At 61.4% G+C, this 25,498-nt stretch carries 20 protein-coding genes; 11 read left to right on the forward strand and 9 right to left on the reverse strand.

The window, feature by feature from the left end:
* Positions 1-13 precede the first annotated feature (13 nt).
* From DFO48_RS13295 to DFO48_RS13310, 4 genes are all read left to right on the forward strand, one after another.
* Positions 14-3,127 (forward strand): efflux RND transporter permease subunit, encoded by a 3,114-nt coding sequence (locus DFO48_RS13295; RefSeq protein ID WP_003072108.1) that lies wholly within the window; start codon positions 14-16, stop codon positions 3,125-3,127.
* Complete coding sequence (locus tag DFO48_RS13300) at positions 3,105-4,400, forward strand: TolC family protein (RefSeq protein ID WP_114863690.1); 1,296 nt, start codon at positions 3,105-3,107, stop codon at positions 4,398-4,400. The genes DFO48_RS13295 and DFO48_RS13300 overlap by 23 nt, the downstream gene beginning before the upstream one ends.
* A 122-nt stretch (positions 4,401-4,522) precedes the next feature.
* The gene (locus DFO48_RS13305; protein WP_003065317.1) at positions 4,523-5,227 is read left to right on the forward strand and encodes a response regulator transcription factor; all 705 of its coding nucleotides are present in this window, start codon (positions 4,523-4,525) and stop codon (positions 5,225-5,227) included.
* The gene (locus tag DFO48_RS13310; protein ID WP_003072112.1) at positions 5,227-6,618 is read left to right on the forward strand and encodes a HAMP domain-containing sensor histidine kinase; all 1,392 of its coding nucleotides are present in this window, start codon (positions 5,227-5,229) and stop codon (positions 6,616-6,618) included. The genes DFO48_RS13305 and DFO48_RS13310 overlap by 1 nt, the downstream gene beginning before the upstream one ends.
* 22 nt (positions 6,619-6,640) lie before the next feature.
* Here DFO48_RS13310 and DFO48_RS13315 read toward each other — a convergent pair whose 3' ends face one another.
* Positions 6,641-7,498 (reverse strand): DUF3883 domain-containing protein, encoded by an 858-nt coding sequence (locus DFO48_RS13315; RefSeq protein ID WP_233506392.1) that lies wholly within the window; start codon positions 7,496-7,498, stop codon positions 6,641-6,643.
* A 36-nt stretch (positions 7,499-7,534) separates the two neighbouring features.
* Entirely contained in the window at positions 7,535-7,936 is a 402-nt protein-coding gene (locus tag DFO48_RS13320; protein WP_003072116.1) for a YkgJ family cysteine cluster protein, read from the reverse strand.
* Positions 7,937-8,092: 156 nt separating this feature from the next.
* Between DFO48_RS13320 and DFO48_RS13325 the strand changes: the two genes are divergently transcribed.
* Positions 8,093-8,710, forward strand: coding sequence for a glutathione S-transferase family protein (locus tag DFO48_RS13325; RefSeq protein WP_003072117.1), 618 nt, complete (start codon positions 8,093-8,095; stop codon positions 8,708-8,710).
* A gap of 373 nt (positions 8,711-9,083) precedes the next feature.
* Positions 9,084-9,497, forward strand: coding sequence for a hypothetical protein (locus tag DFO48_RS13330; RefSeq protein WP_034347926.1), 414 nt, complete (start codon positions 9,084-9,086; stop codon positions 9,495-9,497).
* 419 nt (positions 9,498-9,916) lie between these two features.
* Here the strand turns inward: DFO48_RS13330 and gyrB are convergent, their stop codons facing one another.
* From gyrB to dnaA, 3 genes are all read right to left on the reverse strand, one after another.
* Complete coding sequence (gene gyrB, locus DFO48_RS13340; RefSeq protein WP_003072120.1) at positions 9,917-12,484, reverse strand: DNA topoisomerase (ATP-hydrolyzing) subunit B; 2,568 nt, start codon at positions 12,482-12,484, stop codon at positions 9,917-9,919.
* Positions 12,485-12,632: 148 nt separating this feature from the next.
* The gene (gene dnaN / locus DFO48_RS13345; RefSeq protein WP_003064798.1) at positions 12,633-13,754 is read right to left on the reverse strand and encodes a DNA polymerase III subunit beta; all 1,122 of its coding nucleotides are present in this window, start codon (positions 13,752-13,754) and stop codon (positions 12,633-12,635) included.
* A gap of 131 nt (positions 13,755-13,885) precedes the next feature.
* The gene (gene dnaA, locus DFO48_RS13350; protein WP_003064795.1) at positions 13,886-15,292 is read right to left on the reverse strand and encodes a chromosomal replication initiator protein DnaA; all 1,407 of its coding nucleotides are present in this window, start codon (positions 15,290-15,292) and stop codon (positions 13,886-13,888) included.
* Positions 15,293-15,786: 494 nt separating this feature from the next.
* Between dnaA and rpmH the strand changes: the two genes are divergently transcribed.
* From rpmH to yidC, 4 genes are all read left to right on the forward strand, one after another.
* Positions 15,787-15,921 carry a 50S ribosomal protein L34 gene (gene rpmH / locus DFO48_RS13355; RefSeq protein WP_003060014.1) on the forward strand — a complete coding sequence of 45 codons (135 nt, stop codon included), beginning with the start codon at positions 15,787-15,789 and terminating at the stop codon, positions 15,919-15,921.
* A gap of 64 nt (positions 15,922-15,985) precedes the next feature.
* Complete coding sequence (locus tag DFO48_RS13360; protein ID WP_114863692.1) at positions 15,986-16,543, forward strand: ribonuclease P protein component; 558 nt, start codon at positions 15,986-15,988, stop codon at positions 16,541-16,543.
* Positions 16,540-16,839: a membrane protein insertion efficiency factor YidD gene (yidD, locus tag DFO48_RS13365; RefSeq protein ID WP_003060017.1), complete on the forward strand. Its 300-nt coding sequence runs from the start codon at positions 16,540-16,542 to the stop codon at positions 16,837-16,839. Before DFO48_RS13360 ends, yidD begins: the two co-directional genes overlap by 4 nt.
* Positions 16,836-18,548 carry a membrane protein insertase YidC gene (yidC, locus tag DFO48_RS13370; protein ID WP_114863693.1) on the forward strand — a complete coding sequence of 571 codons (1,713 nt, stop codon included), beginning with the start codon at positions 16,836-16,838 and terminating at the stop codon, positions 18,546-18,548. The genes yidD and yidC overlap by 4 nt, the downstream gene beginning before the upstream one ends.
* Before the next feature lie 88 nt (positions 18,549-18,636).
* Here yidC and mnmE read toward each other — a convergent pair whose 3' ends face one another.
* Positions 18,637-20,064 (reverse strand): tRNA uridine-5-carboxymethylaminomethyl(34) synthesis GTPase MnmE, encoded by a 1,428-nt coding sequence (gene mnmE, locus DFO48_RS13375; protein WP_114863694.1) that lies wholly within the window; start codon positions 20,062-20,064, stop codon positions 18,637-18,639.
* A gap of 281 nt (positions 20,065-20,345) precedes the next feature.
* Between mnmE and DFO48_RS13380 the strand changes: the two genes are divergently transcribed.
* Positions 20,346-22,655, forward strand: a complete 2,310-nt coding sequence (locus DFO48_RS13380; RefSeq protein ID WP_003072131.1) for an NADP-dependent malic enzyme — start codon at positions 20,346-20,348, stop codon at positions 22,653-22,655.
* A gap of 69 nt (positions 22,656-22,724) precedes the next feature.
* Here DFO48_RS13380 and DFO48_RS13385 read toward each other — a convergent pair whose 3' ends face one another.
* From DFO48_RS13385 to DFO48_RS13395, 3 genes are all read right to left on the reverse strand, one after another.
* Positions 22,725-22,907, reverse strand: a complete 183-nt coding sequence (locus DFO48_RS13385) for a hypothetical protein (RefSeq protein WP_003072134.1) — start codon at positions 22,905-22,907, stop codon at positions 22,725-22,727.
* Between the two features lie 113 nt (positions 22,908-23,020).
* Positions 23,021-23,788, reverse strand: coding sequence for a tyrosine-protein phosphatase (locus tag DFO48_RS13390; RefSeq protein ID WP_114863695.1), 768 nt, complete (start codon positions 23,786-23,788; stop codon positions 23,021-23,023).
* Positions 23,789-23,942: 154 nt separating this feature from the next.
* The gene (locus DFO48_RS13395; protein ID WP_114863696.1) at positions 23,943-25,484 is read right to left on the reverse strand and encodes a class I adenylate-forming enzyme family protein; all 1,542 of its coding nucleotides are present in this window, start codon (positions 25,482-25,484) and stop codon (positions 23,943-23,945) included.
* Between the last annotated feature and the right edge of the window lie 14 nt (positions 25,485-25,498).

Genomic DNA, 25,498 nt, shown 5'->3' on the forward strand with positions numbered 1-25,498 from the left:
AGGAGTCTGAACCATGCTGCGTTCATTTATTGCATTTGTCGTCCATCGCCGACTGCTGGCGCTGTGCGCCACGCTGGCGATTGCCATCTATGGCGTCTACGCCTATCTGCAGACGGCCATCGAAGCCTATCCTGACGTGACCAATGTGCAGGTCGGCGTGATCACCCAGGCTCCTGGCCTGGCTCCCGAGGAAGTGGAGCGCCAGATCACGCAGCCGCTGGAGCGTGAACTCAACGGCACGCCGGGTCTGATATCGCTGCGTTCGGAGAGCTATTTCGGTCTCTCCATGATCAACCTGGTCTTCAACGACGACGCGAAAAGCTTCACTGCGCGTGCCGAGGTTTCGCAGCGTCTGCCGCAGGCAGATCTGCCCAACGGCGTGACGCCTGAAATGGCGCCCGACTACACCCCGCTGGGCAAGATTTTTTACTATCGCCTGCAAAGCGACAGACACACCCTGGCGCAACTGCGCACCGAGCAGGAATGGCATGTGGTGCGCGTGCTCAAGCAGGTGCAGGGCGTGGCCGACGTGGTGAGCATTGGCGGCTTCGTCAAGGAGTTCCACGTTGAAGTCGATCCCGAGAAGCTCTACAGCCTGGGCCTGTCGCTGGACGATGTGAGCGATGCGCTGTCCAAGTCCAACCGCAATGTTGGCGGTGGCCTGATGCGCCGCGGCGAGCAGTCCTTCATCATTCGCGGTATCGGCCTGTTGCGCAATCCGCAGGAGATTCAGGATGTGGTCGTTGCCATGCGTGGCAAGGCTCCCGTGACCATCGGTGACGTGGCGCGTGTCGCGCAGTCGCATACGCCGCGTCAGGGCTCGGTGGGCATGGACGACCAGAACGATGTGGTGCAGGGCATTGTGCTGCTCAAGCGCGGGGCCAACCCTTCCATCGTGCTCGATGACATTCATGCCAAGGTCGAGGAGCTCAACAGTGGCGGCCTGCCTGAAGGCATGCACATGGTCACCAACTATGACCGCTCCGATCTGGTGGGCCATACGCTCAAGACCGTGCAGCACAACCTGCTGTTCGGGGCCACGCTGATCGTGGCCGTGCTGTGGCTGTTCCTGCGCAGCCTGCGTGGCTCGCTGATCGTGGCCACCGTGATTCCGCTGTCGCTGCTGGTGGCCTTCATCGGCTTGCACTGGCTGGGCATGCCCGCCAATCTGATCTCCATGGGAGCCATCGACTTCGGCATCATGGTGGACGGTGCCGTGGTGCTGGCCGAGAACATCATCCGCAATGCACGCCAGCGCAAGCCGCAGACGGCCAATGACATGCGCCACATCATTGTGGATTCGGCCGTTGCCGTGGCCAAGCCCACCTTGTTCGCCATGGCCATCGTGATTGCGGCGCTGATTCCCGTGTTCTCGCTGCAGAGCATCGAAGGCCGCATCTTCCGCCCGCTGGCCATGACCTACAGCTTTGCCCTGCTGGGCGCGCTGGTGTTTGCCATGGGACTGGTGCCTGCGCTGTGCGCCCTGATGCTCAAGCCCAAGCATGTGATGGTGGAAGAGCCCAAGATCTTCGACCGCGCGCACCATGGCTACCAGCACTGGATCGCCAAGGTGCTGGGCGCAGCCAAGCGTCGCACGGCCGTGATTGCCGTGTTCGTGAGCGTGCTGGTGGTGGCCGGGGTTTCAGCCAAATGGCTGGGCACCGAGTTCCTGCCCGAGCTCGATGAGGGCGATGCCTATGTGCTGGTGCAGATGCCGGCTTCCATCTCGCTGGAAAAAGGCCAGGAAGTGCTGCGCGATGTGCGTCTGCGCCTCAAGGTGTTCCCCGAGGTGATTACCGTCACCACTGAGCAGGGACGTCCCGAATCGGGCACCGACAACGAGACGCTCAATCTGGCCAAGGTGCTGGTGCGCCTCAAGCCCCACGGCGATTGGCGCAAGGGCCTGACCAAGCCTGCGCTGATCGAGGAAATGCGTGCGACGCTGGGTGAAATTCCCGGCGTGGCCTTCAACTTCGCGCAGCCTATTCGCGACAGCGTGGAAGAGTCCACATCGGGCGCGCGCGGCCAGGTCGTGCTCAAGCTGTTCGGCCCCGATATTCCCACCCTGCGCGGCATTCTTCAGCAGACCAAGTCGCTGGTGAAAGGCATCGATGGCGTGGTTGACCTGGATCTGTATCGCGATGCTCCGGCACCCCAGGTGCATGTGCAGTTCGATCGCCAGGCACTGGCGCGCCAGGGCATTGCCATGGAAGACGCGCAAAAGACGCTGGAAGTGGCCCTGGCAGGCAATGTGGCCACCACTTTGTGGGAGGGCGAGTTCCCCGTGCCGGTGCGCGTGCGTCTGCCCTATGTGGACCGCATGGACGAGGAGCGCATTCGCAACATCGCCATACCGCTGCCCGATGGTGGTTCGGTCCCCCTGGGATCGGTCGGTACGGTCAGCATGAAGATCGGCAACTCCTCCATCTTCCGCGAAGGCAATGCGCGCTACATGGCGCTCAAATTCAACGTGGAAGGCCGGGATATCGGCTCGGTGGTGAAGGACACGCTGGCCACCTTCAAGCAGAACGTGAAGCTGCCCGAAGGCTACCAGGCCGTCTGGGGCGGCGAGTGGGAGAACCAGCAGCGTGCGGCTGCACGCCTGAAGGTGGTGGTGCCGCTGTCTCTGGTCATCGTCTATGCCCTGCTGTTTGGCGCGCTGGGCCAGGCCCGCAGCGCCGGCATCATCCTGCTGTGCGCGCCGTTCGCCATGGTGGGCGGCATCGCAGCTTTGCATCTGGCACACATCGAGCTGTCCATCAGCGCGGCCATCGGCTTTATCGCCTTGCTGGGTCAGGTGGCCCTGGCGGGCTTGCTGGTGGTCTCTGCGGTCGAGGATTTGCGCCGTCAGGGCATGCCCTTGATGCAGGCGCTGATCGAAGGTGCAGCCGAGCGCATGCGTTCCATCATTTTGGTGGCTTTGCTGGCGCTGCTGGGCCTGCTGCCCATGGCTCTGTCTACCGGCGTGGGTAGCGAAACCCAGCGCCCCTTTGCCTCGGTCATCGTCGGCGGCATGGTGGTGCTGCCACTGGTGGCACTGGTGCTGCTGCCCGTGCTGTATGCCTTGCTGGGCCCCAAGAACATGTTGACGCAGGAAGAACGTGATGAAAGCGCTCAAGATGAATAAGTGGCACTCTCTGGCCATGGCCGCTGCACTGTGCTGCGGTGCTTTCAGCGGCATGGGCCATGCTGCCGAGACTATGGATGCAGCCGTGCAGAGCAATGCTGCAGCGGGCCGTTTGGCGGCCCCTGCACAGCCTGTGACCCTGCAGGAATATCTGCGCATCGTCGTGCAGAACCAGCCCAATCTGGCGGCTGATCGCATGCAGCTGGATCTGGCCAAGGCCGACAGCAAGACGGCTGCCACCATACCCAATCCCGCCATGCACTACTCCAGCAAGCGCGGCGAAAAGGAATGGGGTGTGGAGCAGGCCATCCCCATCTTCGGCCAGCGCGGCATGCGCATCGAGAACGCCAGGCTGGGCGAGAAGGCCGCTGCGGCCAATGCCGATGTCGCAGTCGCCGTCACCATGAGCGATGCAGCCCATGCCTTCAATGAGCTGCTGGTGGCACAGCAGCGCTATCAGGTGTGGTTGGCTGCCCGTGATGAGCTGGAGAAGGCAGGCAACATCGTCAAGGGCCAGATCGAAGCAGGCACGCGCAGCCGTTATGACGGCGCGCGCCTTAACCTGCAACAGGCACAGATGAGCATGCAGGTCAGCAAGGCTCAGGCCGCCTTGCGGGATGCAGCATCACGCGTGGCCAGCATTGCGGCCTTGCCGCAATGGCAGGTACGTGTGGAAGGCAGCCTGCAGGCCACTGACATTCGCAAGGCAGCCAGCTACGAGCAGCTGTGGAACCAGGCGCAGACCCAGTTGCCGAGTCTGCGTGCCGCGCAGGCCGAGCTCGACAGGTCGCGCCAGAAAATCCAGCTGGAGCAGCGTGAAGCATTGCCCACGCCATCCTTTGGTCTCTCCCGTATCCGCAACAGCGTGGATGGCAGTTTCAACCAGGTGGGCGTGAGCGTGGAGATCCCGCTTTTCGACCGCCGCCAGGGCCCCATCGAGCGCGCCAAGGTGGAGGCCGACCAGGCCGAGCTGCGCCGTGATGCGGTCGTGCTTGCCGCTCAGTCCGAATTGCAGCGCGCCCTGCAGCAGCTGTCGCTGCGCCGAACGGCCGTGCGCGACTACGAGAAGGAAGGGCTGGCGCAGATCGCGCCGCTGCACCAGATGGCACAAGACGCCTACAAGCTGGGCAAGGGTACGATCCTGGAGCTGATCGATGCGCTGGGCTCGATTACCGAGCACAGGCTGGAGCACCTGGAGCTGGTCAAGGACATGCTGGATGCCGAGTGGGAAGTGCGTCAGGCCAGCGGCGATCTGCCACAGGTGCAGCCTTGAGCGAGGCGAGGGAGATGGCACAAACCCCTGTACCACCTCCTGATGCCGCTGCATCTCCGGCTGCGAAGGTGGAGGCAACGGCTTATAGTGTCTGTCCACCAACGGCCAGAGACAGACTCAGCATGTACCGCTACCTCATCATCGAAGACGATGCGCTCAACGCGCGTTACATCGCTGAAGGGTTGCGCCAGCAAGGCGCGCATGTCAGCGTCTGCGGTGACGGCGTGCAAGGCATTGCACAGGCTGTTGGCGAGAACTGGGATGTCATCATCCTCGACCGCATGTTGCCCAATGGCTTTGACGGGCTGCAGATTCTGCAGACACTGCGCTCCATGGGCAAGCAGACGCCGGTGCTGGTGCTCAGCGCCTTGTCTGCCACGGATGAGAGAGTGCGCGGGCTCAAGGCCGGCTGCGATGACTATCTGACCAAGCCCTTTGCATTTTCCGAGCTATCGGCAAGGCTCGAAGCCCTGGTGCGCCGCGCACAGATACCAGCTCCCACACGCGAGATGCAGGTGGCCGATCTGCGCGTCAACCTGATTTCACGCAGTGCCGAGCGCGCCGGCCAGCCGCTTTCGCTGCAGCCGCGCGAGTTCCGTCTGCTGGCGTTTCTCATGCAGCATGCGCATCAGATCGTCACGCGCACCATGCTGCTGGAGTCGGTCTGGGATTACCGCTTCGATCCGCAGACCAATGTGATCGACGTGCACATCAGCCGCCTGCGCAGCAAGGTGGACAAAGGCTTTGCCACGCCTCTCATCCATACCGTGCGCGGTGTGGGCTACAGCCTTTCGGACCAGCCGCAAGACCTGCCCGAGGTGGTCTGATGATGCGCTCCAGACCCTGGAGTTCACTGGCCTTCAGGCTGGCACTCAGCTATGGCGGCCTCATGGTGCTGACCATGGCCATTGTGCTGGCCGTCTTCTATGTCCAGACCGTCGGCGTGGTGCGGGTGAGGCTCGACAAGCAGGCCGAGAACCATGTGCGCAGACTGACCGAGCACTCGGCCAAATACGGCCCTGGAGCGCTGGAAAGCGAGATACTGCAGACCATTCGTGACGGTGTGAATACCGACACGGAAATCCTCATTCTCATGAACCCGCAAGGCGAGACCATTGTCAGCAATGCCGAGGTCTATCCTCCGCGCAAGCTCAGCATCATGGGTGTGCGTGAGCTGACCGTGAAGCGCAACGGGCGGCTGATGGTGGGCCGGGTTGCCGTGGTCGAAATGCCCAATGGCAATCTGCTGGCCGTAGGCAGCGACATGCAGCTGCAGCGCGACATGGAGGAGCTGTTCGGTCAGGCCAGCTTGCTGGCGGCCGTTGCTGCCTGCATCATGGCCCTGATAGGTGCCATGGTCTTCAGGCGTGTGGTGGATGAGCGCGCGGCAGCCATTCGCAACACCATGTCGCGCGTTGCGGCGGGCGATTTGCGACAGCGCATTCCGGTCGATCAGCGCGGTGATGAATTCACGCTGCTCAACCGCGATATCAACGCCATGCTCGATCGGCTCGAGCAGCTGATGGAAGGCATACGCCATGTCTCCAACAGCATTGCGCACAACCTCAGAACGCCGCTGACGCGCATATTGCTGCGCCTGCGCAACGCGCAGCAGGCCAGCCCCGAAATGCAGTCCGCCACGCTGGCGCTGGTGGCCGAAGAAGTCGCTGAACTCGGTGTGGTGTTCGAGAAGCTCTTGCAGATTGCCGAAGTGGAAAGCGGAGCCAGTCGCAAGAGCTTTGCGCCGGTTGATCTGCAGGCCTTGCTGGTCGATGTGGTGGACTTCTACGAGCCACTGGTGGAAGACGCCGGGGGCATTCTCAGGCTGGATGTGCAGGAAGGTGTGCAGGCCCTGGGCGATGGTGACTTGTTGGCCAGTGCTGTCTCCAATCTTGTTGATAACGCTATTAAATACGGAGCGTCAACCGACGATATCCATGGCGCTGACGTGCTGCTGCGTGCGGCCCCTGCGCAGGAGCAGGGCAGCGATGGCGCATGGGGGGTGGAGATCACCGTGCAGGACCAGGGACCGGGCGCAGATCCTCAGACCCTGGAGAAAATGACTACCCGCTTCTACCGCGCGGAATCGGATCGCCCGGGCTACGGACTGGGCCTGGCCAGCGTGCTGGCCATTGTCCAGCTGCATGGCGGCAAGCTCAGTTTTCACAACGCCCATCCAGGCATGGTGGCGCGCATCTGGTTGCCTGCCGTGGCGTAAGGGTGAGATCGGAGTCTCGTCGTTAGAAGCTGGCGCGATAGCTTTGTGCATCCAACTGGCAATGGCTGTCGATCGCTCCTGGGAGATCAAACAACTGAGGGCGCTTTCTGAAGTCATAAAGACGGTATAGATGAAAGCGAGAAGATTCTTGCTGTGACACCTGCAGCTCATTGCGTGTGACAAAAAATGGCGTTTCTTTGGCAAAGCTGGTGGTCTTTACTTCGATCAGCTTTTCCTTGCCGTGCAGGTCGAAGGATCGCACATCAAAACCCAGTCCATCCCCCAGCGACTCGGCAACATGCTCGACCCTGCTTGCCAGCTTGTGCAGTCCTTGCTTTTCAAGCTGCCATTGCTCATAAGCCAGCACAAATTTTTCGCCGGCCAAACCCAGTGAACGATTGCGTGCTTCCTGAGCCAGATAGTCACGTTTAGCGGCACTGTGCAGGGCATAAGTCGCGGTGGGCTCAGCCGCTTTGGGCGTGCGCTTCGGGGGCTCTTGCTGCACAGTGTCGAATGCCGGAGCGAGGTACTCAACTGCCGGTTGAGTCACGGCAAATTGCACGATGGCCTCCAGCGCCTGGCATTGCTGAAGCTGGGATTCGACTTCCTCCATCAGCAGCGACTGGAAGTTGAACCGCGGCTGATAACCCTTGATGTGAGGGTAGCCAAGAAGACGCATGACTGCACTGATATTGCAGTGCTTGAATTCAATGGACGCAGGCGATCGGATACCGTTCAGTTGCTGGAATAGAAGCTGTCGGCAAGCCGCCTTGTTGTAGCGTTGCCCGGCCAGCTCTTGCTGCAGCATGTTCAGATAACTTTGGACGGTTGCCCGAACTTCTGTTGTGCTCCAAGGCTGGCCCTTTTGTGATGTCTCCATGCCCCGATCTTGCCAGGAATTGAAGGCGGCTTGCTGCTATGAAAGCGCCTTGTTACCGTAGGCACAGAAGCCCGGTTTGGGCCCTTTCTTGGGATGCAATCTACAGGTCTCCGGGCGCTTTTCATAGACCGTGCAGCGGCGCGTGTTCTTGTCCAGGAAATTGCAGTCTCCGCCTGCCCGGCGGGCCATGGTGAAGATCTCGTGCTTGGGGTTGAAGTGGTCGATCAGGCGCATCTTCAGCAGCCGCTTGGCGATCAGCTTGGGCTCGATGTTCTCGACCTCAAACGGGTCCACCAGCTCCAGGCGCACCAGATCCGGCAGGCGTACCTCCAGCGGCATGGTGCAGCAATTGGCCGCGCAGCTGTCACACATGCCGGCCTTGTACTTGCTCCAGGTTTCCAGGCGGTCGACGTCAACAATGCGGATGGAGGATTTCATTTCGGGTGGGGCACTTCTGGCAGAAGCGCGATGCTGCCATGAGATGTCGATGTCTGCCTTGCGCCATTGCTATGAGCAGACCCGGTTCATGGGATTGAGCCGGCTGCGCAGCAGCCTACACTGCATAGGCACATCACCATCCACGGGAGAACGATTTTGGCAAGCCAAACCACGCTTTACTACGCAGCTGGCACCTGCGCGCAGGCCGTATTGATTGCGCTTTATGAGGCCGATGCCCAGTTCACGCTCAAGACGCTGAGCTTTGCCGACAACGAGCAGCGCAGCCCCGAATACCTGAGCATCAACCCCAAGGGCAGAGTGCCCGCGCTGGCCACGGAACACGGCGTGCTGACCGAGACTCCTGCGCTGCTGCTGTACGTGGCGCAGACCCATCCGCAGGCAAGACTGGCTCCGCTCCATGATCCCTTTGCGCTGGCGCAGATGCAGGAGTTCAATGCCTATCTGGCATCGACCGCGCACATCGCCCACGCTCACCGTCCGCGCGCCTCGCGCTGGGCCGACGACGAGGCCGCCCAGGCCTCCATGCGCGCCAAGGTGCCGCAGAACATGCGCGAATGCTTTGCCGTGATCGAGCAGCACTATCTGGGCGACAAGACCTGGGTGATGGGCGAGCAGTTCACCGTGGCCGACGGCTATCTCTACACCGTGGCCGGCTGGCTCAAGGGCGACGGCGTGGACATCGCCGAATTCCCGCGTGTGGCGGCCCATTTCGAGCGCGTGAAGGCCAGGGCTTCGGTGCAGAGGCTGAAATAAAAAAGGCCAGCTGACGCTGGCCTTTTTTCGGGTTTTGCACCAGGCGTAAGCCGCCACAAATAGTGAGACTGTCCTCACTGTAGAGATGCGTGACGACGCCACAGCATCAGCTCGCAAGCCGCCAAAGTTGCTGAGACTGGGCAAGGATGTGACACAGTTAGTGCGACTCAGGCTGCTGTGTTGGTGAATGTCTCAGACCGGCCAGGAGCAGTCCTTCGGACCGTGGCTTACAGCATTCACACCAAGACTGAGATCAAATTTTTAGTTTTGTCTAAACATGACAACAGCTAATTTGCCTGTCAAGTTGCGCACTCATACAGTATTAGGCGAACTAGACTTGCCTGTTGCGTGTCCTCTGAATCTCGTTAGCCTCATGAAAAAAACAACGAAGCTCCGAGGATTGGGCTCACCCACTCCCTCCAAAGAACAGCGAGTGCTGAGTGTTGAGCTGGATGGTGCACTGACAATCACCGTCGCAACATTCTCTCCATGGGATGGACAGTGGCGAGTCATCTTTAACAACCCGACTGGCGTTAGGGTGCTCGACGAGCGAGACACCCCCGAGTTCTGGCATATCTCTGTTGAGCTCTTGGATGGCACAAGTAACTCGGTCGTATATGAAGTAGTTGAAGGTGGCTGGCTTAGCCAGCAACTTCCTCACTCACCACTCATGCAGTCTGGTTTCTATTCAAGCATCAAGGAATATCTGGTTGCCGGAGATGCTGATTGCGTTAGTGTCCTTTCCGAGGACGAACCAAAAATTCTACGGATCAGCGAGTCCGCTTAGGCCTAACATTTCGTTCAAGGCGGACTGCTTTGCGCCGCTTAACTCAATCGTTAGTAATTTGGCTGTCTGATTTGGGTTGTGGATTTAACTGGTCAATGCAACACAATGACTGCCATCTGGCGGATGGAGTGTTGGCATGAAGCAAAGACCGCGGACTTACTACACCGAAGCTCAGAAGGCCCTGATGTGGGATCTCTGGAAAAGATGTTTAACGAATGTGTTGCATCCATCGGTTGAATCCACAGTCGATAGGCGACGGCTGCAGCCAACCTGTAATTCAGACCTCGCACCGCAAAAAAGCCCCGTAACTTTGTTGAGTTGCGGGGCTTTTTTGATGCTCACCCACCAATAGCTAGCCCATTCGCGGCAACTGTGTCACCCAGTCGCAATTAATTTGGCGCCCTACGCCTGGGCAAAAATCAAACGTCGATATTCCCCGCACGCAGCGCGTTGTCTTCGATGAAGTTGCGGCGCGGTTCGACCTCGTCGCCCATGAGCATGGTGAAGACGCGGTCGGCCTCGATGGCGTCGCCGATCTTGACCTGCAGCAGACTGCGGACATTGGGGTCCATGGTGGTTTCCCAGAGCTGCTCGGGGTTCATTTCACCCAGACCCTTGTAGCGCTGGCGGCCCGTGGTGCGCTCGGCTTCGGAGATCAGCCAGGCCATGGCCTGACGGAAATCGCCAACCTTTTCGGTCTTGGCCTTCTCGCCTTCGCCGCGCGTGACCTTGGCGCCTTCGCTCAGCAGGCCGACGAAGTTCTGCGCTTCGTCGGACAGGGCGGCGTAGTCATGGCTGCGCACGAACTCCTGGGTCAGGATGGAGCTCTTGATATTGCCGTGGTGATGGCGGCTGATGCGCAGGATGGGGTGCTCGCTGTTGGGGTCGATCTCGGCCGTCACATCGGCAGGCACGCCGGTGGTGGTCAGCTCGCGCAGCTTGGCTTCCAGAATCGGGGCGCACTCCTGGGCTTGCTCGATGGTGTCGAGCTTGATCTGCACGCCATCGGCAATGGCGCGTAGGGCTTCGGCATCCATGAAGTTGGACAGGCGCTCGATGACGGTTTCGGCGGCCAGGTGCATGTTGGCCAGCTTGGCCAGCTCTTCGCCTTCCACGGTGCGCGGATTGTCGCCGCCGGTGTTCACGCTGGCATGGTTCAGCGCGATCTTGAGCAGGTATTTGTTGAGGGCAGGGCCGTCCTTGAGGTAGAGCTCTTCCTTGCCGTTCTTGACCTTGTACAGCGGCGGCTGGGCGATGTAGATATGGCCGCGCTCGACCAGGTCGGGCATCTGGCGGTAGAAGAAGGTCAGCAGCAGGGTACGGATGTGGGCGCCGTCCACGTCCGCGTCGGTCATGATGATGATGCGGTGGTAGCGCAGCTTGTCGGGGTTGTAGTCGTCGCTGCTGCTCTTGCCCGAGTCTTCGCTGACCTTGCCGATGCCGGTGCCCAGGGCGGTGATCAGGGTGATGATTTCCTGGCTGGACAGCAGCTTTTCGTAGCGGGCCTTTTCCACGTTCAGGATCTTGCCGCGCAGCGGCAGGATGGCCTGGAACTTGCGATCGCGACCCTGCTTGGCGGAGCCGCCGGCGGAGTCACCCTCGACGATGTAGATTTCGCACAGCGCAGGATCTTTTTCCTGGCAGTCGGCCAGCTTGCCGGGCAGGCCCATGCCGTCCAGCACGCCCTTGCGGCGCGTCATTTCGCGGGCCTTGCGCGCGGCTTCACGGGCGCGGGCAGCTTCCACAATCTTGTTGCAGAGAATCTTGGCGTCGTTGGGCTTTTCTTCGAGGAACTCGGCGAGCAGCTTGCCGACAATGTCTTCCACGGGCGCACGGACTTCGGAGCTGACCAGCTTGTCCTTGGTCTGGCTGGAGAACTTGGGCTCGGGCACCTTCACGCTGAGCACGCAGCACAGGCCTTCGCGCATGTCGTCGCCGGTGACTTCGACCTTTGCCTTCTTGGCGAGTTCGTTGTCGGCGATGTACTTGCCGATGACGCGGGTCATGGCGGCGCGCAGGCCGGTCAGGTGGGTGCCGCCGTCACGCTGGGGAATGTTGTTGGTGAAACAGAGGACTTGCTCGGCGTAGCTGTCGTTCCACTGCATGGCGACTTCGACGCCGATTTCGGTGCCGGGAATGCCACCATAGGTCTCTGCCGGGCGTGTGCCTTCGGCGTAGAAGGTGGTGGGGTGCAGGACCTTCTTGGTGCCGTTGATGAATTCCACAAAGCCCTTGACGCCGCCGGCGCCCGAGAAGTCGTCTTCCTTGCCGTCGCGTTCGTCCTTCAAGCGGATGCGCACGCCGTTGTTCAGGAAGGACAGCTCGCGCAGGCGCTTGGCCAGGATTTCATAGCGGAACTCGAAGTTCTCCTTGAAGATCTCCTGGTCGGGCAGAAAGTGCACCTTGGTGCCGCGCTTGTCACTGGGGCCGACCACGCGCATGGGCGAGACTTCGGTTCCGTCCACGACTTCGATCAGGCGGTTTTGCACAAAGCCGCGCGAGAAGTCGATTTCATGGCGCACGCCGTCGCGGCTGACGGTGAGCTTGAGCCAGATGGACAGCGCGTTCACGCAGGACACACCCACACCGTGCAGGCCGCCCGAGACCTTGTAGCTGTTCTGGTTGAACTTGCCGCCGGCGTGCAGCTCGGTCAGGGCGATTTCGGCCGCCGAGCGCTTGGGCTCGTGCTTGTCGTCCATCTTCACGCGCGTAGGAATGCCGCGGCCGTTGTCGATCACGGACAGCGAGCCGTCGGCGTGGATGGTGACCAGAATGTCGTCGCAGTAGCCGGCCAGCGCTTCGTCGATGGAGTTGTCCACGACCTCAAAGACCAGGTGGTGCAGACCGGTGCCGTCCGAGGTGTCACCGATGTACATGCCTGGGCGCTTGCGCACGGCTTCCAGGCCTTCCAGGATCTGGATTGCGCCTTCGCCATAGCCGCCTGCATCTGCGGCGGTCTGGGTGTCTGGCTTGTTCTCTTCGGTCATGAAATTACCTTGCTGCTACAAGATCAGGAGCTGTTGGCGCCTGACCTGCATAACTTTCAAATGAATACTTGCCTGAAATCATTACAGGACGAGTGGTAGCTGCTCCTGTTATTTCAGGCAATGAAATGGCTGGCTGCGTTCGGTCCACTCAGATGCGCATGGGCATCACGACGTACTTGAAGCTTTCGTTCTCGGGGATGGTGACCAGAGCCGAGCTGTTGCCGTCCTGCAGATCGATCTTGACCATGTCCTGGCTCATGTTGGTGAGCACATCGATCAGGTAGGTCACGTTGAAGCCGATCTCGATGGTGTCGCCACCGTAGTCGATGTCGAGCTCGTCCATGGCTTCTTCCTGCTCGGCGTTGTTGGACGCCACGCGCAGCGTGCCGGGCTCGACCGACAGGCGCACGCCCTTGAACTTGTCGCTGGTCATGATGGCCGTGCGCTGCAGCGATGCCAGCAGCGGGGCGCGGCCCAGGGTCACACTGTTGGTGTGGTTGCGCGGGATGACGCGGTTGTAGTCGGGGAACTTGCCTTCGACCAGCTTGGTCACGAACTCCATGCCGCCAAAGGTGAACTTGGCCTGGTTGTTGGCGAACTGCATCTCGATGACGGGCTGGTTCTCGCCGCTGGCGTCCGACAGCAGGCGCTGCAGCTCCAGCACGGTCTTGCGCGGCAGAATCACTTCCTGCTTGATGGGCACTTCCACATCCAGCGTGGCGCTGGCCCAGGCCAGGCGGTGGCCGTCTGTGGCCACCAGGCTCAGGGTGTTGCCTTCGGCGACGAACAGAATGCCGTTCAGGTAGTAGCGGATGTCCTGCACGGCCATGGCAAAGGAGACCTGGCCCAGCAGGTCCTTGAGCACTTTTTGCGGCACGCTGAAGGCGGGGCCGAAGGCGGCCGATTCCTGCACCAGCGGGAAGTCTTCGGCGGGCAGGGTCTGCAGCGTGAAGCGGCTCTTGCCGCCTTTCAGAATCATCTTGGACTGCTGCGTCTCCAGGCTCACGGTCTGGTCGCCGGGCATGGTCTTCAGGATGTCGATCAGCTTGCGGGCACCGATGGTGGTGGTGAAGTCGCCGGCGTCGCCGCCCAGCTCGGCCGTGGTGCGGATCTGGATTTCCAGATCGCTGGTTGTCAGCTGCAGTGCATTGCCGGTCTTCTTGATCAGCACATTGGCCAGAATGGGCAGCGTGTGGCGGCGCTCGACAATGCCGGCCACCGATTGCAGGACCGCGAGAACTTTGTCTTGTGTGGCTTTCAGGACGATCATGTCAACCTCAGTGATTTAAGTGCGCATTTGTTTTGACGCGGCGGCGTCCGCAGGGCAGGGCGGACGCTCCCTCATGCCGCGTGAATTCCCCATTTTGCCCTGTGTGAGTGACATTCATGGGGGAGTTTTCATCAACCCTTGAGCGTTTGTTCCAGCACATGGAGCTGCTGGTTCAACTCGGTGTTGGTCTGGCGCTCGCCCGCAATCTTGCGTACGGCGTGCAGCACCGTGGTGTGGTCGCGGCCGCCAAACAGCTCGCCGATCTCGGGCAGGCTTTTCTGCGTCAGCTCCTTGGCCAGGTACATGGCAATCTGGCGCGGCCGGGCAATGCTGGCCGGGCGCTTCTTGCTGTACATGTCGGCTACCTTGATCTTGTAGTAGTCAGCCACCGTCTTCTGGATGTTTTCCACAGAGATCTGGCGGTTCTGAATACTGAGCAGATCGCGCAGCGCCTCGCGCGCCAGCTGGATCGACACTTCCTTCTGGTTGAAGCGCGAATAGGCCAGGATCTTGCGCAGCGCGCCTTCGAGCTCACGCACGTTGGAGCGCACGTTCTTGGCCACGAAGAAGGCGACTTCCTCAGGCATGTCGGCGTTCTCGGCGCGGGCCTTGTTGATCAGAATCGCCACGCGCATTTCCAGCTCGGGCGGCTCGATGGCCACCGTCAGGCCGGAGTCGAAGCGCGAGACCAGACGCTCGTGAATATTGGCCAGACCCTTGGGGTAGGTGTCGGACGTCATCACGATATGGCTCTTCTTGGCCAGCAGGGCCTCGAAGGCATTGAAGAACTCTTCCTGCGTACGGTCCTTGTTGGCGAAGAACTGCACATCGTCGATCAGCAGCAGGTCGAGCGAGTGGTAGCGTTCCTTGAACTCGTCGAAGGTACGGCGCTGGTAAGCCTTGACCACATCCGAGACGAACTGCTCGGCGTGGATGTAGAGAATCTTGGCGTCGGGCTTGTCCTTGAGCAGCTGGTTACCCACAGCATGCACCAGGTGGGTCTTACCGAGACCGACACCGCCGTAGATGAACAGCGGGTTGTAGAGGTGGCCGGGCGAGCCTGCCACATGCATGGCGGCCGAGCGCGCCATGCGGTTGGCCGTACCTTCGACCAGTGTCTCGAAGGTGAGAGCCGGGTTTAATCGGGTGCGGAAAACCGGTGCGCTGGCCTCTTCGCTGGTGACGGTGGGCACAGCGACATTGTGCGTCTGAGGCGCAGCCTGTTGTGTCGACGACGGAGGGCGCACATAAGTGCGTACAACGCTTTCGCGCTGAGCGAGTGCTAACTCAAGAGTGACGGGCTGGCCGTAGAGCGACTCCAGCATGGCCGAGATGCGGCCCGCATACTGGGCACGGATCCAGTCCAGCTTGAAGCGGTTGGCCACATAGACGGTGACCTTGGAAAAATCTTCTGCAACGAGTGCCGTCAGCGGCTTGATCCAGGTGTTGAATTGCTGCTCTGGCAGCTCCTGACCCAGTTGCTCAACGCAGACCTGCCACAGGGCCTGGCCTGCATCATTGGTTGGTTCCTCTGTCATTGTCAAAAGTCTAATTGTGAATAGGAGGAACAGTTGCGGGGTTGGTATTGTAGCTTTTGCGGAAGTTATCCACAAAATATCAGAAGGCTGTCCCCGACTCCGGTGCGTTATAGGCTGCACATCCTAATAGATTGGCAGCCTGCTGTTTGTAAAGAATCTCTGGGCCACGCAGGTGCTTGACGGGATACCCCGCGAGTCCTTAGCAAATTCAAGGGTCATTGCATCAAAGGCGCAACGCTGTGATAATCCCCGGTTTCCCTGAATGTGTTCAGGGTGATATGAGCCGGGCGCCTTTTTTGTGCGCGCGCGCCCAGTTGCTTTAGGAGCTGTGGCGGGTGCTTTGTTCCGTTTGTTGCCCTCTGGCCCGATGACATGCACAGCATGTGAAAAAATATCGGGTTTGGCGGTGACAGTGTGCGGCGCAAAACCGGAATGGTCGGGCGCGAACATGGCGCCTTGCCGACGCAAATACTGAACCTTCTCAAGGAACCAACATGAAACGTACTTACCAACCTTCCAAGATCCGCCGCGCCCGTACCCACGGTTTCCTGGTCCGCATGAAGACCAAGGGTGGCCGTGCCGTGATCAACGCACGTCGCGCCAAGGGCCGCAAGCGTCTGGCCGTCTAAGGCCGGCGTTGGCTAGCGGTCTGCTCATTCGCTGCGCTGAAGGCCTCTGAACGGAGGCTCTCCTATGCAAAGGCTGAAAACGCGTCCGCAATTCCAGGCCACCATGTCCGCGGGCACGATTGCCCGTACCCCGCACTTCGCCCTGCATCGCATGGAGTTGGTGGCCGAGGTTCCCGACATGGTTGCCAACCCCAGGACAGGGCCCGGATCGAACGATCCGCAGGCCCTGTTTGGCATTGGTGCCGTGCGCAAGCAGGCTTGGCTGGGTGCCATGGTGCCCAAGCGCTGGGCACGCCGCTCTGTCACGCGCCACACCATCAAGCGCCAGATCTATGCGGTGTCCTCGGACTACGAAGACGCCCTGCTGTGTGCTTCCTATGTGGTGCGCCTGCGCTCGGGGTTTGACCGTAAGCAATTCGTCAGTGCAACTTCGGATCAGCTCAAGGCAGCGGTCCGCAAGGAACTGCAACAGCTTTTTGCGACCGGGGCGCGCCGCCTGACGCAGGCCCGTCAGGCCGCTGAGGCGGAGGTGGATTTGAAGAAGAATACACCTCAAGCCATTGATGGCAAAGCGCAAGAAGCTACTGATTCAATAGCTAATCAGCCGGAGAACCAGCCATGATGCAGCGACTGCTCATGGCTGTAGTGCGTGGCTACAGGCTGCTGCTCAGTCCCTGGCTGGGCTCGGCCTGCCGCTTCGAGCCGACCTGCTCGGCCTATTCCCTTCAAGCGCTGGAGCAACACGGCGCTGCGGTAGGCTCTTATCTGACGGTGCGCCGGCTGGCGCGTTGTCATCCGTGGTGTGACGGAGGGCATGATCCCGTGCCACAGCAAAAGCCCAGGCTGTTTTCCTTTCTGGACAATGCCTCGGACTCTTCCGCGACCACCCAACCTTCCTCACCTAAGAAGTCTTCATGAACGATATTCGCCGCACCATACTGTGGGTGATATTTGGCTTTTCCATGGTTTTGCTCTGGGACAAGTGGCAAATCCATAACGGCAAAAAGCCCACCTTCTTCCCATCGCCGCAGACGGTCAGCGCGCCTGCTGCGGCTGATGCCAAGCCTGCTGACGTCAGCGTGCCCCAGCCCGCCGCTGCCGCTTCTGCCGGCGATGTGCCCGGTGCTGCCAATGCCGCGGCTCAGCCCGCAGCAGCCGTGACGCCCCGTCAGGACGTGATCGTGGGCAGCGATGTGATGCGTCTGACCTTCGACAGCGAAGGCGGCACGCTAAAAGCTTCCGAGCTGCTCAAGTACTCCGACACCACGGATGACAAGAAGCTCATGCAGGTGTTCGAGCAAAACGCCAAGCGCGTTTACCTGGGTCAGACCGGCCTGATCGGCGGCAACTTCCCCACGCACAAGACTCCCATGACCGTGATGCCCGGCGAGCGCGAGCTCAAGGATGGTCAGGACAGCGTGCAAGTGCGCTTCGAGTCCGCCGACCAGGGCGGTGTGAAGCTGATCAAGACCTTCACGCTCAAGCGCGGCTCCTATGCCGTCGATGTGCAGCACGATGTGGTCAACACTGGCTCGACCGCCGTGAACCCCCAGCTGTACATGCAGCTGGTGCGCGACGGCAACAAGCCCGAGCATGAGTCCAGCTTCTATTCCACCTTCACCGGTCCTGCCGTCTATACCGACGCCAAGAAGTACCACAAGGTCGAGTTCAAGGACATCGAAAGCGGCAAGGCCGAGGTCGACAAGGCCTCTCCCAATGGCTTTGTGGCCATGGTGCAGCATTACTTCGCCAGCGCCTGGCTGCTGGCCGACGGCATCCAGCGCGACAACTTCGTGCGCAAGGTGGGCGACAACCTCTATGCAGTGGGCATGATCACGCCCGTGGGCACGGTGGAGCCCGGCCAGACCAAGACCGTGAGCTCGCGCCTGTTCTCGGGTCCTCAGATTGAGCCCATGCTGGAAAAGCTCTCGCCCGGTCTGGAACTGGTCAAGGACTATGGCTGGCTGACGATTCTGGCCAAGCCGCTGTACTGGCTGCTGTCCGAGCTTCACAAGTTCATCGGCAACTGGGGCTGGTCCATCGTGGCCCTGGTGGTGCTGCTGAAGATCGCCTTCTACTGGCTCAACGCCAAGGCTTACTCCTCGATGGCCAAGATGAAGGCCATCAACCCCCGCATTCAGGAAATGCGCGAGCGTCTGAAGGACAAGCCCCAGCAGATGCAGCAGGAGATGATGCGCATCTACCGCGAGGAGAAGGTCAACCCCATGGGCGGCTGTCTGCCCATCGTCATTCAGATTCCTGTCTTCATGGCTCTGTACTGGGTGCTGCAGTCCAGCGTGGAAATTCGCAACGCACCCTGGATTGGCTGGATTCATGACCTTTCGGTGCCGGATCCCTTCTTCATCCTGCCGCTGCTGATGACTCTGTCCTCGCTGCTGCAGACCGCCCTGAACCCCGCTCCTCCTGACCCCATGCAGGCCAAGATGATGTGGATCATGCCGCTGATGTTCAGCGTGATGTTCTTCTTCTTCCCCTCGGGTCTGGTGCTGTACTGGCTGACGAACAACATTCTGTCGATCGCTCAGCAGTGGATCATCAACAAGCGCATGGGCGTGCCGCCTCAGTTCAACCTGCCCAAGTTCGGCAAGGCTGCCGAAGGCAAGTAAGCACGGCGCCAGCGCCAACAAGAACGCCACCTGAAAAGGTGGCGTTTTTTTATGCCCACTCGAACGGGCGGCGAGCCGGCCTGCTGCCTTACTTGCCGATGCAGAAGCTGGAGAAGATCACCCCCAGCAGGTCGTCTGAGCTGAATTCGCCGGTAATCGAGTTCAGCGACAGCTGGGCCAGGCGCAGCTCCTCGGCCAGCAGGTCCAGATGGGCGGATTGCGCAGCCAACTGCTCGTCGGCCATCTCCAGGTGGGCATCCACGGCCTGTAGGGCTTCCACATGGCGGGCGCGGGCCAGGTACAGGCCTTCGGGGGCGGATTGCCAGCCCGCCACTTCCAGCAGGCGCTTGCGCAGCGCATCCAGGCCGTCGCCGGTACGGGCAGACAGGGCGATCTGCTCGGCATTGAGCTGGGCGGTGTGGCGGGACTGCACGTCGGCAGCCGCCATATCGGTCTTGTTCCAGACATGAATGACCGGCACCTGCGCGGGCAGCCTGTCCTGCAGGGTGCGGGCGATATCGGCATCGGCTGCCGCATAGTCGGCCTGTTCCACGCGGGTCAGGTCATGCAGGAAGAGCACGGCATCGGCTGCTGCAATCTCGTCCCAGGCGCGTGCAATGCCGATGCGCTCCACCTCGTCATCGCTGTCACGCAGGCCTGCGGTGTCGATCACATGCAGGGGCACGCCCTCGATCTGAATCGTCTGCTGCACCTTGTCGCGCGTGGTTCCGGCAATCGGAGTGACGATGGCCAGCTCGGCCCCTGCCAGCGCATTGAGCAGCGAGCTTTTGCCCGCATTGGGCTGGCCGGCGATCACCACCTTGATGCCTTCGCGCAACAGCGCGCCCTGGTGGGCGCGTGCCAGCACGGCAGTGACCTGGGCGCGCAGGCGCTCGAGTTGGCCAAAGGCATCGGCCTTCTGCAGAAAGTCGATTTCCTCTTCGGGGAAGTCCAGTGTGGCCTCCACCAGCATGCGCAGATGCACCAGAGCATCGCGCAGCACATGGATTTCCTGCGAGAACGCGCCGGACAGCGAGCGGCTGGCACTGCGCGCGGCCGCTTCGGTGCTTGCATCGATGAGGTCGGCAATCGCCTCGGCCTGGGCCAGGTCGATCTTGTCGTTAAGAAAGGCGCGCTCGGTGAACTCGCCGGGCTGGGCCAGGCGCAGTCCAGTCAGCACTGGCTTGCCATCTTCATTGGCGCTCTGTGCTGCTTCCAGACAGCGCGCCAGCAGCAGCTGCAGCACCACTGGGCCGCCGTGGGCCTGCAGCTCCAGCACATCCTCGCCCGTGTAGCTGTGCGGGCCGGGAAAATAGATGGCCAGGCCATGGTCTATGGGCGAGCCGCCTGCGTCCCTGAAAGGCAGATAAGTCGCTTCGCGCGGTTTCAGCGCCTTGCCGCAAAGCGTCTGTACCAGCGCAGCAATGCCTTTGCCGGAGACCCGAACAATGCCAACGGCTCCACGCCCGGGGGCGGTGGCGATGGCGGCAATCGGGTCGTTGTGGCGGGGCAGCATGGGCAGAAGCTTTCAGAGAGGCAGGCAAACAAAGGTCAACAAGAATCATATCTCTGTGCATCATGCAATATTTGCATAATGCTATGATTTCGTTTGCATTGTTATTGAACGGTCATGGCTGTTTGACCTTAAACGCCGAGCTGCAACCCCTCTTTTTTTGATAGCGCTCGGCCTACAATCCAAAATCCGATTTCATCGTCCGCAAGAGCACAGGGGCCGGGTAATGTGCCCATAGAGAGTCCTTACTGCGGATGACTTACTTTGCGAGCTGGAGACCGCTGATGTCCGACACCAAGCCCATTACCTCGATTGATAAACGTGCGTTGCTGCGTCAGGCGGCACTGGAGTATCACGAGTTCCCCAAGCCCGGCAAGGTGGCCATCACGGCAACCAAGCCCATGGCCAATCAGCATGATCTGGCTCTGGCCTACTCGCCTGGCGTGGCTGCGCCTTGTGAGGAAATCGTCAAGGACCCGGCTGCAGCCTTCAAGTACACCAGCCGCGGCAACCTGGTGGGCGTGATCTCCAACGGCACGGCAGTGCTGGGTCTGGGCGATATCGGTGCGCTGGCCTCCAAGCCCGTGATGGAGGGCAAGGGCGTGCTGTTCAAGAAGTTCGCTGGCGTCGATGTGTTCGATATCGAGATCGACGAGAAGGACCCGCAAAAGCTGGTCGACGTGATTGCTGCGCTGGAGCCCACCTTCGGCGCCATCAACCTCGAAGACATCAAGGCGCCCGAGTGCTTCTTCGTGGAGCGCGAACTGCGCAAGCGCATGAACATTCCCGTCTTCCACGACGACCAGCACGGCACGGCCATCACCGTGGCTGCCGCCATGGTCAACGCGCTCAAGGTGGCGGGCAAGAAGATCGAAGAGGTCAAGCTGGTGGCTTCGGGTGCTGGCGCCGCGGCGCTGGCCTGCCTGAACCTGCTGCTGGAAGTGGGCCTGAAGCGCGAGAACGTGTTCGTGACCGACATCGCCGGCGTGGTCTATGAGGGCCGTACCGAGCTGATGGACCCGGACAAGGCGCTGTTTGCCCAGAAGACCGAGCTGCGCACGCTGGGTGAGGTGATCGAGGGCGCCGACGCCTTCCTGGGCCTGTCCGCCGGCAACGTGCTCAAGCAGGACATGGTCAAGAAGATGGCGGCCAGGCCCATCATCTTCGCGCTGGCCAACCCCAACCCGGAAATCATTCCTGAAGATGTGAAGGCGGTGCGCGACGACGCCATCATCGCCACGGGCCGCACGGACTACCCCAACCAGGTCAACAACGTCCTGTGCTTCCCCTACATCTTCCGTGGCGCGCTGGACTGCGGTGCGACCACCATCACCACTTCGATGGAGATCGCCTGCGTGCACGCGATTGCCGCGCTGGCCCAGGCCGAGCAGTCCGAAGAAGTGGCAGCCGCCTATGTGGGCGAAGTGCTGAGCTTCGGCCCCGAGTACCTGATTCCCAAGCCCTTCGACCCGCGCCTGATGCTGATCGTGGCACCCGCCGTGGCCCAGGCAGCGGCCGAAGCCGGCGTGGCCAAGCGCCCCATCCAGGACATGGATGCCTACCGCGAGCACCTGAAGACCTTTGTCTACGCCTCCGGCACCATGATGAAGCCCATCGTGCATGCCGCCAAGAAGGCCACCAAGAAGCGCGTGGCCTATGCCGAGGGCGAGGAAGAGCGCATCCTGCGCGCGGCCCAGATCGTGGTGGACGAACGCATTGCGCGCCCGACACTGATCGGCCGTCCCACCATCATTGCCCAGCGCATCGAGAAGTTCGGCCTGCGCATGAAGGAAGGTGCCGACTACGACGTGGTCAACGTCGAGCATGACGAGCGCTACCGCGACTTCTGGCAGAGCTATCACCGCATGACGGAGCGCAAGGGCATCACCGCGCCCATCGCCAAGATCGAAATGCGCCGCCGCCTGACGCTGATCGGCTCCATGCTGCTGCACAAGGGTGAGGTCGACGGCCTGATCTGCGGCACCTGGAACAACACCAATGTGCACCTGAACTACATTGATCAGGTCATCGGCAAGCGCAGCGGCGTGGCCACCTATGCCTGCATGAACGGCCTGCTGCTGCCCGAGCGCCAGGTGTTCCTGGTCGACACCCACGTCAACTACGACCCCACGGCCGAGCAATTGGCCGAGATCACCATCATGGCTGCCGAGGAAATGATGCGCTTCGGCATCAAGCCCAAGGCTGCGCTGCTGAGCCACTCCAACTTTGGCTCCAGCAACCAGCCCAGCGCCATCAAGATGCGCCAGACTCTGGAGCTGCTGCGCGAGCAGGCGCCCTGGCTGGAAGTGGATGGCGAAATGCACGGCGATGTGGCTCTGGACGGCAAGGCGCGCGCCAAGCTCATGCCCAACAGCACGCTGCTGGGTGATGCCAACCTGCTGGTCTCTCCCAATATCGACGCCGCCAACATCAGCTACAACCTGCTCAAGCAGGCGGCCGGCGGTGGCATTGCCGTGGGCCCGGTGCTGCTGGGTGCGGCCAAGCCCGTGCATGTGCTGACGCCCAGCACCACGGTGCGCCGTATCGTGAACATGACGGCGTTGACCGTGGCTGACGCCAACGTCAGCCGTTAATTACGGGGCAAAAACAAAAGCCCGCCGTGCAGGGAGCACGGCGGGCTTTTTTGTGCCTTGCGGCGGGGCTTACCAGGTGCGGCTGACGCCTGCGTCCACCGTGCCGAAGATTTCCACGCCGCCGGAGCTGCCGGAGCCGCTGGAGCTGGAGGAGGCCGGCATGGTGCCGGAGCAGGCCGTCAGCGCCAGCGTGGCGGCTGCTGCGGCCAGGGAGAGCCATTTGCGCATCTGCATTTCCTTGTCCGCATCCATTGCGGCTTATGGGCCATGGTAGCGGGCCGAGGATATCCTGCCGTAACAGCTTGTTATGCCTGAAATTGGTGTGAAACCAATTCAGGACAAGCGTTGACAGCTATCAAAGTTGATCAAGTCTCCAGATACAGTTCGGCCAGTCGCTCGCGTGCAGTGCCGTCTATACCCAGCACCTGGCTCAGATAGCGGTCCACGCTGCCATGCTGGGCGCGCACCACATCGACAGAGGCCATCAGATAGGACGGCTGCACGCGCCACAGCGCATCCAGTGCCTCTTCCGACAGCTGGCCGTACATCTGGGCCGGGCGTTTGAAGTACTGATTGGTCAGCAGATAGTCTTCCATGATCTGCTCCTCGTCCACACCCAGGGCCGTCAGCAGCAGGGCAGCGGCCCAGCCCGTGCGATCCTTGCCGGCCGTGCAGTGAAAGACCAGCGGCGCATCGCTGAGCTGCAGCAGCGCGAGGAACTGTGCAAAGCGATTGCCGTACACGTTCACAAAGCTGCGGTAGGTGTCATGCATCAGCTCCTCGGTATCGCGGCTGCTGAGGTTGCGGCCCTGCTCCATCATGGACTGGGCGCGCTGCACTACCGTGGGCTCGACGACCAGGGCATGGCGCTCGATTCTGGGCCAGTCATAGGAGAGATGCGCGCTTTCACCTTCGCCGCGAAAGTCCGCGCTGCGGTGGATGCCCAGCTTTTGCAGCTGTTCCAGGTCCTGCTGCGTCAGATGCGCCAGATGGGCGGAGCGGTACAGCTTGCCCCATTGCAGGCGGCGGCCGTCCAGGCCCCGATATCCGCCCAGATCACGGAAATTGGAGGCTCCCGAGAGGGAGACTTGGCGCGCCGGGCGCTCCGTCAGCAGGTCGTGGTTCAGTTGCATATCACTGCTTATAGCGGATTGCAAAGACCCATCCATGTCATCCGTGTTACCCGGGTGCGGCGCCAGGAGCGTCGGCCCGAACGGAAAGCGCCGCATGCCCAGGACATGCGGCGCTGAACCTGTCCGAAGCGGTCTTGCGACAGTGCCTTCGCACTCAATGGCTGGCCGTGCTGCCCCGCAGCATGTGCTTGAGCAGCTTGCCAGTCGCGGTGCGTGGCAGCGTGTCACGGGCCTCGAAGAAGCGCGGAATCTTGTAGCGCGCCAGCTTCGGCGCCATGAACTGGAGTAGGGCCTCCTGGTCCAGCAACTTGCCGGGCTTGAGGGTCAGCACCGCCACCACGGTCTCGCCCCATTCGGGATGAGGGCGGCCGATGACGGCTACGTCCTGCACATCGGGGTGGGTGCAGAGCACGTCTTCCACTTCCTTGGAGTAGACGTTCTCGCCACCCGTAACGATCATGTCCTTGAGTCTGTCCACGATGTAGAGATAGCCGTCCTCGTCCACGCGCGCCAAGTCGCCGCTGCGATACCAGCCCTGGTCGTCCAGCACGGCGGCCGTGGCCTCGGGGTTGTCCAGATAGCCTTGCATCATGGCCGCAGAGCGCAGGCAGATCTCGCCCACTTCGCCGGGGCCGCACATGCCGCCGTCCTGACGGCGCACCTCCAGTTCCACGCCGGGTATGGCGCAGCGACCTATGGAGCCCGCCTTGGCCACAGCCTCTTCGGGGTAGAGCACGGTGCCCAGAGGGCCTGATTCGGTCATGCCATAGACCTGCATGAAGCGGTCGCTGCGATAGGCCTGAGCCAGCTTGCGCGCCATGTCCGCGCCCAGTGGGCCACCGCCGTAGGCCCACAAACGCATGGCACTGAAGTCGTAGCTGGCCACATCGGGCACCACGGACAGCGGAGCAAGAAAGGCAATCGGTGCGCCAAAGGTGAAGCTGATGCGCTCCTGCGCCAGCGTTTCCAGAAACTCCCTGGGCGCATATTCGCGCATCAGCACAGCGGTGCCGCCCATGAGCAAGGTGCCCAGGAACCAGTTGTTCAGCGGCGACGAGTGCCAGATGGGCATGGCGATCAGCGTGCGCTCCGTGGGAGTCAGCGAGGTGGCCGCCGCTGCACACAGGGCGGCATGGAAGACATTGGCATGGCTGTGCAGGCAGCCCTTGGGCTGGCCCGTGGTGCCGGAGGTGTAGAGAATCTCGGCCAGCGCGTCTGGCGCAGGTCGGCCATGCTCGTCGCCGCAGGGCGCAGCCTGCGCCAGCAGCTCATCGAAGCAGTCCAGGCCTTCGGCGGCAGAAGCTGTGCTCAGCCACTGCATGTCCGCCAGCGGCTGTGGTTCGGCCTGGATGGCGGTGATCAGCGAAGCGCGCGCACCATCCACAAGGCACAGTTGAGCACCCGAGTGGCGCAGTATGTAGCTGACTTCCGGGGCCTGCAGCTTGTGGTTGATGGGCACGACGACCGCGCCCAGCCGCCAGGCGCCGAATAGGGCGAACACAAAGCCCGGGGTGTTGAAGCACAGCAGACCTAGCTTGTCGCCCCGGCGCATGCCTTGCGCGCGGAGCACGGTGGCGGCTCGGCGGCTGGCCTCGGCCAGCGCGGCATAGCTCCAGTCCAGGCCGTCCGCGCGCAGCGCCAGTTTTTCGGGGCGCGTACGTGCCTGCTGGTCGAGCAGGGAAATGAAATTCATCATTGCTGACGTCCTCC

Origin of the sequence: Comamonas sp. AG1104, from assembly GCF_003350425.1 — a bacterium.
GTDB classification, from domain to species: domain Bacteria; phylum Pseudomonadota; class Gammaproteobacteria; order Burkholderiales; family Burkholderiaceae_C; genus Comamonas; species Comamonas testosteroni.

Excerpts from the sequence above, each read along its gene's own strand:
- DFO48_RS13295 (WP_003072108.1), top strand. The coding sequence starts at position 14 with ATGCTGCGTTCATTTATTGCATTTGTCGTCCATCGCCGACTGCTGGCG.
- DFO48_RS13300 (WP_114863690.1), top strand. The coding sequence starts at position 3,105 with ATGAAAGCGCTCAAGATGAATAAGTGGCACTCTCTGGCCATGGCCGCT.
- DFO48_RS13305 (WP_003065317.1), top strand. The coding sequence starts at position 4,523 with ATGTACCGCTACCTCATCATCGAAGACGATGCGCTCAACGCGCGTTAC.
- DFO48_RS13310 (WP_003072112.1), top strand. The coding sequence starts at position 5,227 with ATGATGCGCTCCAGACCCTGGAGTTCACTGGCCTTCAGGCTGGCACTC.
- DFO48_RS13315 (WP_233506392.1), bottom strand. The coding sequence starts at position 7,498 with ATGGAGACATCACAAAAGGGCCAGCCTTGGAGCACAACAGAAGTTCGG.
- DFO48_RS13320 (WP_003072116.1), bottom strand. The coding sequence starts at position 7,936 with ATGAAATCCTCCATCCGCATTGTTGACGTCGACCGCCTGGAAACCTGG.
- DFO48_RS13330 (WP_034347926.1), top strand. The coding sequence starts at position 9,084 with ATGAAAAAAACAACGAAGCTCCGAGGATTGGGCTCACCCACTCCCTCC.
- gyrB (WP_003072120.1), bottom strand. The coding sequence starts at position 12,484 with ATGACCGAAGAGAACAAGCCAGACACCCAGACCGCCGCAGATGCAGGC.
- dnaN (WP_003064798.1), bottom strand. The coding sequence starts at position 13,754 with ATGATCGTCCTGAAAGCCACACAAGACAAAGTTCTCGCGGTCCTGCAA.
- dnaA (WP_003064795.1), bottom strand. The coding sequence starts at position 15,292 with ATGACAGAGGAACCAACCAATGATGCAGGCCAGGCCCTGTGGCAGGTC.
- rpmH (WP_003060014.1), top strand. The coding sequence starts at position 15,787 with ATGAAACGTACTTACCAACCTTCCAAGATCCGCCGCGCCCGTACCCAC.
- DFO48_RS13360 (WP_114863692.1), top strand. The coding sequence starts at position 15,986 with ATGCAAAGGCTGAAAACGCGTCCGCAATTCCAGGCCACCATGTCCGCG.
- yidD (WP_003060017.1), top strand. The coding sequence starts at position 16,540 with ATGATGCAGCGACTGCTCATGGCTGTAGTGCGTGGCTACAGGCTGCTG.
- yidC (WP_114863693.1), top strand. The coding sequence starts at position 16,836 with ATGAACGATATTCGCCGCACCATACTGTGGGTGATATTTGGCTTTTCC.
- mnmE (WP_114863694.1), bottom strand. The coding sequence starts at position 20,064 with ATGCTGCCCCGCCACAACGACCCGATTGCCGCCATCGCCACCGCCCCC.
- DFO48_RS13380 (WP_003072131.1), top strand. The coding sequence starts at position 20,346 with ATGTCCGACACCAAGCCCATTACCTCGATTGATAAACGTGCGTTGCTG.
- DFO48_RS13385 (WP_003072134.1), bottom strand. The coding sequence starts at position 22,907 with ATGGATGCGGACAAGGAAATGCAGATGCGCAAATGGCTCTCCCTGGCC.
- DFO48_RS13390 (WP_114863695.1), bottom strand. The coding sequence starts at position 23,788 with ATGCAACTGAACCACGACCTGCTGACGGAGCGCCCGGCGCGCCAAGTC.
- DFO48_RS13395 (WP_114863696.1), bottom strand. The coding sequence starts at position 25,484 with ATGATGAATTTCATTTCCCTGCTCGACCAGCAGGCACGTACGCGCCCC.